This is a genomic window from Peribacillus sp. NPDC060253 (assembly GCF_042727425.1).
GTDB lineage: Bacteria > Bacillota > Bacilli > Bacillales > DSM-1321 > Peribacillus.
The window spans coordinates 1-6,681 of the sequence record NZ_JBHXAS010000184.1; the positions used below are offsets into that span (position 1 = coordinate 1).

The following is a 6,681-nucleotide window of genomic DNA, read 5'->3' on the forward strand; positions in this document are numbered from 1 at the left end:
CGAATTACCCGAGTGATAAAGGTCTACAATAGTCTTCTTGAATTCATTATTATATTTTTTCCCTGTATTCTTACGTTCCAAGACGGACACATCCTTTCAAAAATCATTGTAAGGACTTAACTAAAATGTGTCCATGAAACTATACTAAATCCAGGAGCCGATCAGCAGCTCTTTTTCTTATCTAAAAAGGTAGAATAATTGAGGAAGTATTTTAGAGGAATATAATTGGAGTAATTATGAAAGATAAAGAGGATACAAATGATGAAAAAAGAAAAAAAGAAAGGCAAAGAAGGTTTTTTCAAAGGCATAATGAATGAAATTCGTGATTCAATCTTATCTGAATTGGTTTTTAACATCTTAACTCTTATCCCAAGAATGATAGTTCGTTTAGTAAAGAGTTTATTTTAACTGATTGAGTCGGAAGTAATTCTTATAAGGTGCGTTAGTTCATTAAGACAAATAAAAAATCGATTTCTTAATGTACAGGAAATCGATTTTTTGATTTAAAATTGTCGGTGTACCCCATAACGTTATATATCCGCATTTTCCTGACGCTACCCCTTCTTTATATTATAGATAGTCATTCTTGTTACACCTGTTTTTTCACTTATATTTTTCACTGACTCATTTTCATTGAGCAAACGGATTATTTCATTGGAACTATTCAGTTAATTATTTGAATAATCTGAAAACTTTTGGTATAATAGAAAAAAGGTCAAGGAGTTGGTTTCCTATGGAAAAGAATTTGGCTAATACACCACCACAACCTGAAATAAACGTTAAGGATTCTGAATTTGCTGAAATAGTGATAAACAAAGCCCTTCTTAATTTCCGAAAGGAGAAAATCCGAAAAGAGATTGACCAGTCATTACAGGATAAAAACAAAGAAGAATTCCTACGATTAACAGAGGAATTGAAAAACATTTCTTAAAATGTTGTTTATAAAAGGAACTTAACATATTTGTAACTTTAAGAAGTATGCCAAAACGCCAATCCCATATCTATAAGGGATTGGCGTTTATTTGATTTTTTATCGATTAAGCACGATATTATAAAGGGGTAGCATTAGGAAAATGCGTATTTACAACGATATGCATTCTGATACAAGTCATAAGGGAGTTGCCTTTGGCAGCTCTCTTTCTTATGGAACTATCGGGGCAGGATAGTTGAAGAATACTGTTAGAACTTTGTTCAACAATTGGTCCATTTTGTGGAATAACTCTTTATAAGGAAATTGAACATTTATGTAATAAGAAAGGTCTTTAAAAACAATGAGGTATACAATTTTCATTGTATATCGAGATTTACCACTTTTAAGAATAAATGAATATGTTAAAGGATGTCCAAAAATCATCTTCCCAATTATGTAGAATCGAACACAATAAAATATAATGAATTAGAAGGTTGTTCGAAATGAAAATATGGAACCATTAAGTATGACGGGAAGAAATTATAACTATAGTACCGGGGAGTTTTAAAATGGATATTCAACATCTTAAATATTTTGTAGAAGTAGCCAAACAAAAGAATTTTACGAAGGCATCTGAGAGCCTACATGTATCTCAGCCTTCCATTAGTAAGATGATAAAAAGCCTGGAAGTGGAGCTTCAAGTGACGTTGCTAGATCGTTCGGAGAGAAAAGTGGAGCTGACAGATGCGGGCAAGATTGTTTATGATCAAGCATTGAAAATTTTGCAGATGATGGAAGATATCCATTCTTCTGTAAACGAAGTCGTTCATGTGAAAAAGGGAACCATTAAAATGGGATTAATGCCGACTTTGGGTGTAATGTTATTTCCGAACGTGCTGGCTGATTTTAAAAAGGGTTATCCGCAAATTGAAATGCAAATGGTCGAATTTAGCGGGAAACAATTAGAACGAAAAGTAGTACAAGGGGAAGTGGATGTGGGTATTACCGTATCACCAGTTGAATCTGAAGTGTTTGGATCCATCCCCTTATTCAAAGAAGAACTAGTTGTCATTGTTGACAGAAATCATTGGCTGTCGGAAAGAAAATCAGTACTTTTATCCGAATTAAAGGAGGAAGCCTTTATTCTTTTTACCGAAGAATATGTTCTGCATGATGTGGTAATGAAGGCCTGTTTGAAATCGGGATTTGAACCTAATTTAGTCTACAAAAGTTCCTTATGGGATATCGTTGGAGAGATGGTAGCGGCACAATTTGGGATATCTGTTGTTCCTAAGTCGGTAGCAAACCGATTTAAGGATCAGGTTTCTATTGTTTCTATTACTTCACCTCAGGTTGATTGGGAAGTGGCATTGATATATAAAAAGAATAAGTATCTTTCCTATGCTGTTCGGGAGTTTATTACTTATCTTCAGGAAGGAAAAACCTAACTATAACTTCATAGAATAGTTTTGATGTCTTTTATATATTATACGAATCGTGAATCTCCAAGTAGAATGATCTATATTACATATTGTTCTATTTCGGAGGTGTTGCTCTTGAAAAAGGGCTTAACAATTTTATTGCAAATTGGGGCTATTATTGCATTTACCTGGATTGGTGACTATATTGTCTCTCTTCTTCATGTACCTATTCCAGGAAGTATTATCGGGATGATTTTATTATTCTTCGGTCTTCATTTAGGCTTGATTAAATTAAATTGGGTGCAAGCGGGGGCCACGCTTATTATTTCCGAGATGATGTTATTTTTCATACCGGCAGTCGTTGGATTTATGGAATATTCATGGATATTTGGCATCAAAGGCCTAAGTATTTTATTCATTGTTGTTAGTGGTACAGCACTTATGATGATAGCAACAGGTGTCATCTCCGATAGGATTTTAGAAAGAAAAGACGGTGAAGCAAGGAAATGGTTACCAAGATCTTTTATGTAATTATTACTGTCCTTTTTTATTTTTTGGCGAAAAAGATTAATCGGAGAAAACCAGGATTGTTATTTTCACCAATCATTCTCACTCCTGTTATGCTCATTGTTCTCCTTTTGATAATGGATATACCATACAAAGAATATGCAAATGGCACTTTTCCACTAAATAAATTGTTAGACGTTGTAACCGTTGCATTAGCCATTCCATTGTATCGAAACTGGTCGTTTCTGGCGAAAAATTGGCGCGTGATTGTATGTAGTATTGCAGCCGGTTCCTTGATTGCTGTTGTTTCTGGCATTTTATGTACTTACCTGCTTGCAATGGGAAAGGATTATATGCTCAGTATTATTCCTCGCATTGTCACCATTCCAATTGCTGTCAGTTTGTCTGAATCCATTGGAGGGACTCCAGACATAACTGTTCTTTTTAGTATGTTGACATGCTTTGTAGGTGTCTTCATAGGACCAGCTATAATGAAGCACTTTTCCATTAAGCATCCATTGTCTATCGGCATGATGTATGGTTTGGGTGCACAGGCACTCGGGACTGCAAAAGCGTTTAAAATCGGGGAAAAAGCGGGAACAACCTCTAGTGTATCCTACATTCTGACTGCCATCTTTACAGTCATCTGGGCATTAATCCTAACACCTTTTATCCATACTTTGAACGTGTAGGAAAATTGGTGCCACCCCTTACATTAAAGGGCGCGATTCTTGAAGAAGAATCTCTTTTCTTAATGAACAGCTCGAGCAACATGAAATTGTTGTGCAATATCAATTCCTACAACAAGATGACGATTCGTGATTCTTTCAATTAGTTGATTTTGTTTGTTTTGCATTTTAAAATTCATAGTAGAGCTTCCTCCTTAAGATGAGTTTTGGTTTGTGTGTACTCTCATCATACTGAGGGGCTCTGTTTTTTTCAAAGCCGATATTTAATGCTCTACAGGAATGCATAGTGAAGGTAATATAATTGAGTATTTAAATACATACGCTGAATCTACAACCTTAGATAATGGTTTGTTTGATTATGTAACCGTCTTAAGAGCTTGGCACTGGTTTAATCGAGAAAAAACCCTAGATGAGATTAAAAGACTTCTGGCGGAAAAGGGTAAATTGATTGTAATGGATTCAGGGTTTATATCAAAAAGTAAAGTTATAGATGATACACTTCAAATTATTAAAGCACATATGCCAAACGGAGAGTTAAAACCGGCAGGCGCTAAGGCTGAATCAAAACAGTTTATCAATGGGTTTCCAGGGCTTCCCCCCCATACTATAAATAAATGAATAGAATCTCTCAGATTCTTTTAGCTATTTGTCTTGTTGTCAGCCAGGGAACATACATCGTTATTTGAAAACTGTATGCCCTAATTGTTGTTTCAGTAACGATGCGTGCGTATTCCTGAACGAATGCAACGTAATTTCCTTGTGGATTTTCGGTAACTTCTTAAGTAGACGTTGTAACCGTATTGCAGGCAGTTTTTCCACTAATGATTTGTTAGAAACATAGAACCCTCAATATCCTTTTAATCTATGAATAATGATGCTACTCCAAATAATTTATGCCTTTTTAGACTGATAGTATCAGTATGTCCGAGATTTAGAGATTACTTGCAAGATGTTCGAATTTTTGCACCAGAACCCGTTTTTTATTAATTTTCATAATTACGATGAATTGCGTATAATGAGATTATTGAAGGGGATACATAAATTTAAATAAAAATACTAAATGAAAGAATGGTTATTATTCTATTCTATAAGCAATTAATCTATTAAAGGTGAAATGATTATGATAGCTAGTCTTATGAAGTCTTGGACAATATGGATGAAAATTGGAGTAATTTTATTCGGGGTATTCTTACTATCGTGGTTGGGCCCTGACGAAATTGGTCTTACTGATTTGCTTATTTCATTAAGAGAAGATGAAGAAACAGGAAATAAGTTAATGCTTGCCGTTTTTTTGTTAGTATCTTTAAATACTGTATTAGCTTTGTTTCATTATATTGGTGCACTGCTGTTGGGAGACGAAATCGGTGATCGTTTAAACCGTCCATGGTTAAAAATTATCATTCCTCTTATTGTTATTCCTCTCGACTATATCGTGATAAATGCTTATTATTCTTTAACATACTCATTTAGCGCATATGCGTTGTTATTGTTGTTAGCAATCTTATTATTGCAAGCCTTTGAAAAGGATAGGCTAAAGCCAATTATTAAAACAATTATTTGTTCTCAATTAATCTTTGGGATTGAATGGCTGAATGAGATTCCTTCTTTATCTAAATATGGATTTGGCCAAGGATCGATTTCAAAGGAAATAAAAGATATAGCAGTTCAAATTGGATTTGAGCAATCTTTAACATTGTACAGTTTAACTTTGTGTTTAATTTTTGTTATTAATGCTGTTATTTTAGCTGTGTATTTTTCATTAGCTGAACAAAAGTGGCGGATAAAGCAAGAGCTTCATTATGCGCAGTTAGAAGCAATGCAGTCAAGATCAGGACGAGAAGCACTATACCTGGTCCATGATTTAAAAACACCTCTCACAGCAATTGAGGGGCTAAATTCTTTAATTAGTTTGAAAGTGGACGATTCTAAAATTAAGGAATATTGTCAAAAGATTTCATCATCGATTCATTCCGTTAGCGACATGATTTCTGAGATTTTATATGATGATAAAAAACATTGGTGCCGTATAAAAGATTTAGTTGAATACGTCGAAGCAAGCAGACTGAGCGGGACAAATCTTAATCTGAAAGTAGACTTTCAAACAAATCCTGAAATTAAAATTTTAATTAATAAAATCCGAATGACAAGGGCATTAGTGAATTTAATTGACAATGCTTACGATGCAGTGAATGGAATAGAGGATGGCCAGATTTTGCTTAAGGTAAAAACCTATGAAAATGAACTTTGGTTGGGCGTATCAGATAATGGGAAAGGGATTTCGCCTAAAGAGCAGCTGAAAATATGGAAAGCTGGGTTCAGTACGAAATCGCATCCAGGAATGGGATTAGCTTTCGTACGACAAGTTGCTGAAGGACATGGTGCATCTTTAGAAATTGACAGCAAGCTTGGACACGGGACAATAATTTGGATTAAACTAGCTGAGAGGAGTGTGTCAAGATGAACATTTTAGTCATTGATGATGATGCATCAATTCAATATATGCTAAGTGAAATTTGTGAATTTGCCGGCTGGAATGTAGATAAGGCTAACAACGGAAAAGAAGGGTTAAATGTGTTTGCAGAAAAAGGAGCAGATGTTGTTTTAGTTGATTATCATATGCCGGAAATGGACGGAATAAAAACAGTGGGTGAGCTTCGTAAACTTAATGCTGATGTTCCGATTCTTGTATTAACAGTCGATGAACGACAGGAAATTGCTGATCGCTTTCTTGAAGCAGGCGCAACAGATTTTGCATTAAAGCCTGTAAAAGCGCCTGATATGATTTCAAGAATTCAACTGCATGCTCGCCTTGCAAAATTAACTCAATCAGCTCCGCAGCAAAAATCCAGTGAAGAAAAGGATGTATTTGTAACAAAGGGAATTAGTAAGAGAACACTTTGTCACGTTAGTGAATTTCTACATTCTAATCGTGAACCTTTTTCTGTTGATACAATTTCTAAAGAAGTTGGTTTGGCTTATCCGACCGTCTATCGCTATATTATGCATTTACTTGATGAAGGAAAAGTAGAAATTATTGTGAGTTATCAAAAAATAGGAAGACCAAAAAATTTATATCAATGGATTGTTGACTAAAAAACTGCCTTAATACAAGGCAGTTTTTTATTATAATGGGGGTTCCGTTGCTGCACAGACC

Annotated in this window: 9 protein-coding genes; 8 read left to right on the top strand and 1 reads right to left on the bottom strand. The window is 34.8% G+C overall.

From position 1 onward, the window contains the following. Nucleotides 1-258 precede the first annotated feature (258 nt). On the top strand, nt 259-408 hold the full coding sequence (locus tag ACFWE9_RS25260) for a hypothetical protein (RefSeq protein WP_230159373.1): 150 nt from the start codon (nt 259-261) through the stop codon (nt 406-408). Between the two features lie 146 nt (nt 409-554). Here the strand turns inward: ACFWE9_RS25260 and ACFWE9_RS25265 are convergent, their stop codons facing one another. Then, entirely contained in the window at nt 555-668 is a 114-nt protein-coding gene (locus ACFWE9_RS25265; protein ID WP_377359404.1) for a helix-turn-helix domain-containing protein, read from the bottom strand. A 65-nt stretch (nt 669-733) separates the two neighbouring features. Here ACFWE9_RS25265 and ACFWE9_RS25270 point away from each other — a divergent pair, with 65 nt between their 5' ends. The 7 genes from ACFWE9_RS25270 to ACFWE9_RS25300 all read left to right on the top strand — a co-directional run bounded on the left by ACFWE9_RS25270 (nt 734) and on the right by ACFWE9_RS25300 (nt 6,620). After that, entirely contained in the window at nt 734-931 is a 198-nt protein-coding gene (locus ACFWE9_RS25270; RefSeq protein ID WP_377359393.1) for an IDEAL domain-containing protein, read from the top strand. 548 nt (nt 932-1,479) lie between these two features. Next, nucleotides 1,480-2,358: a LysR family transcriptional regulator gene (locus tag ACFWE9_RS25275; RefSeq protein WP_377359396.1), complete on the top strand. Its 879-nt coding sequence runs from the start codon at nt 1,480-1,482 to the stop codon at nt 2,356-2,358. Nucleotides 2,359-2,466: 108 nt separating this feature from the next. Further along, complete coding sequence (locus tag ACFWE9_RS25280; RefSeq protein WP_230159369.1) at nt 2,467-2,862, top strand: CidA/LrgA family protein; 396 nt, start codon at nt 2,467-2,469, stop codon at nt 2,860-2,862. After that, complete coding sequence (locus ACFWE9_RS25285) at nt 2,838-3,530, top strand: LrgB family protein (protein WP_230159368.1); 693 nt, start codon at nt 2,838-2,840, stop codon at nt 3,528-3,530. The genes ACFWE9_RS25280 and ACFWE9_RS25285 overlap by 25 nt, the downstream gene beginning before the upstream one ends. A 276-nt stretch (nt 3,531-3,806) precedes the next feature. Next, on the top strand, nt 3,807-4,145 hold the full coding sequence (locus ACFWE9_RS25290) for a class I SAM-dependent methyltransferase (protein ID WP_377359399.1): 339 nt from the start codon (nt 3,807-3,809) through the stop codon (nt 4,143-4,145). Between the two features lie 502 nt (nt 4,146-4,647). Beyond that, nucleotides 4,648-5,988, top strand: a complete 1,341-nt coding sequence (locus ACFWE9_RS25295) for a sensor histidine kinase (protein ID WP_377359401.1) — start codon at nt 4,648-4,650, stop codon at nt 5,986-5,988. After that, nucleotides 5,985-6,620, top strand: a complete 636-nt coding sequence (locus ACFWE9_RS25300; protein WP_230159365.1) for a response regulator — start codon at nt 5,985-5,987, stop codon at nt 6,618-6,620. The genes ACFWE9_RS25295 and ACFWE9_RS25300 overlap by 4 nt, the downstream gene beginning before the upstream one ends. The last annotated feature ends 61 nt before the right edge of the window (nt 6,621-6,681 follow it).

Excerpts from the sequence above, each read along its gene's own strand:
- ACFWE9_RS25260 (WP_230159373.1), top strand. The coding sequence starts at position 259 with ATGATGAAAAAAGAAAAAAAGAAAGGCAAAGAAGGTTTTTTCAAAGGC.
- ACFWE9_RS25270 (WP_377359393.1), top strand. The coding sequence starts at position 734 with ATGGAAAAGAATTTGGCTAATACACCACCACAACCTGAAATAAACGTT.
- ACFWE9_RS25275 (WP_377359396.1), top strand. The coding sequence starts at position 1,480 with ATGGATATTCAACATCTTAAATATTTTGTAGAAGTAGCCAAACAAAAG.
- ACFWE9_RS25285 (WP_230159368.1), top strand. The coding sequence starts at position 2,838 with ATGGTTACCAAGATCTTTTATGTAATTATTACTGTCCTTTTTTATTTT.
- ACFWE9_RS25290 (WP_377359399.1), top strand. The coding sequence starts at position 3,807 with ATGCATAGTGAAGGTAATATAATTGAGTATTTAAATACATACGCTGAA.
- ACFWE9_RS25295 (WP_377359401.1), top strand. The coding sequence starts at position 4,648 with ATGATAGCTAGTCTTATGAAGTCTTGGACAATATGGATGAAAATTGGA.
- ACFWE9_RS25300 (WP_230159365.1), top strand. The coding sequence starts at position 5,985 with ATGAACATTTTAGTCATTGATGATGATGCATCAATTCAATATATGCTA.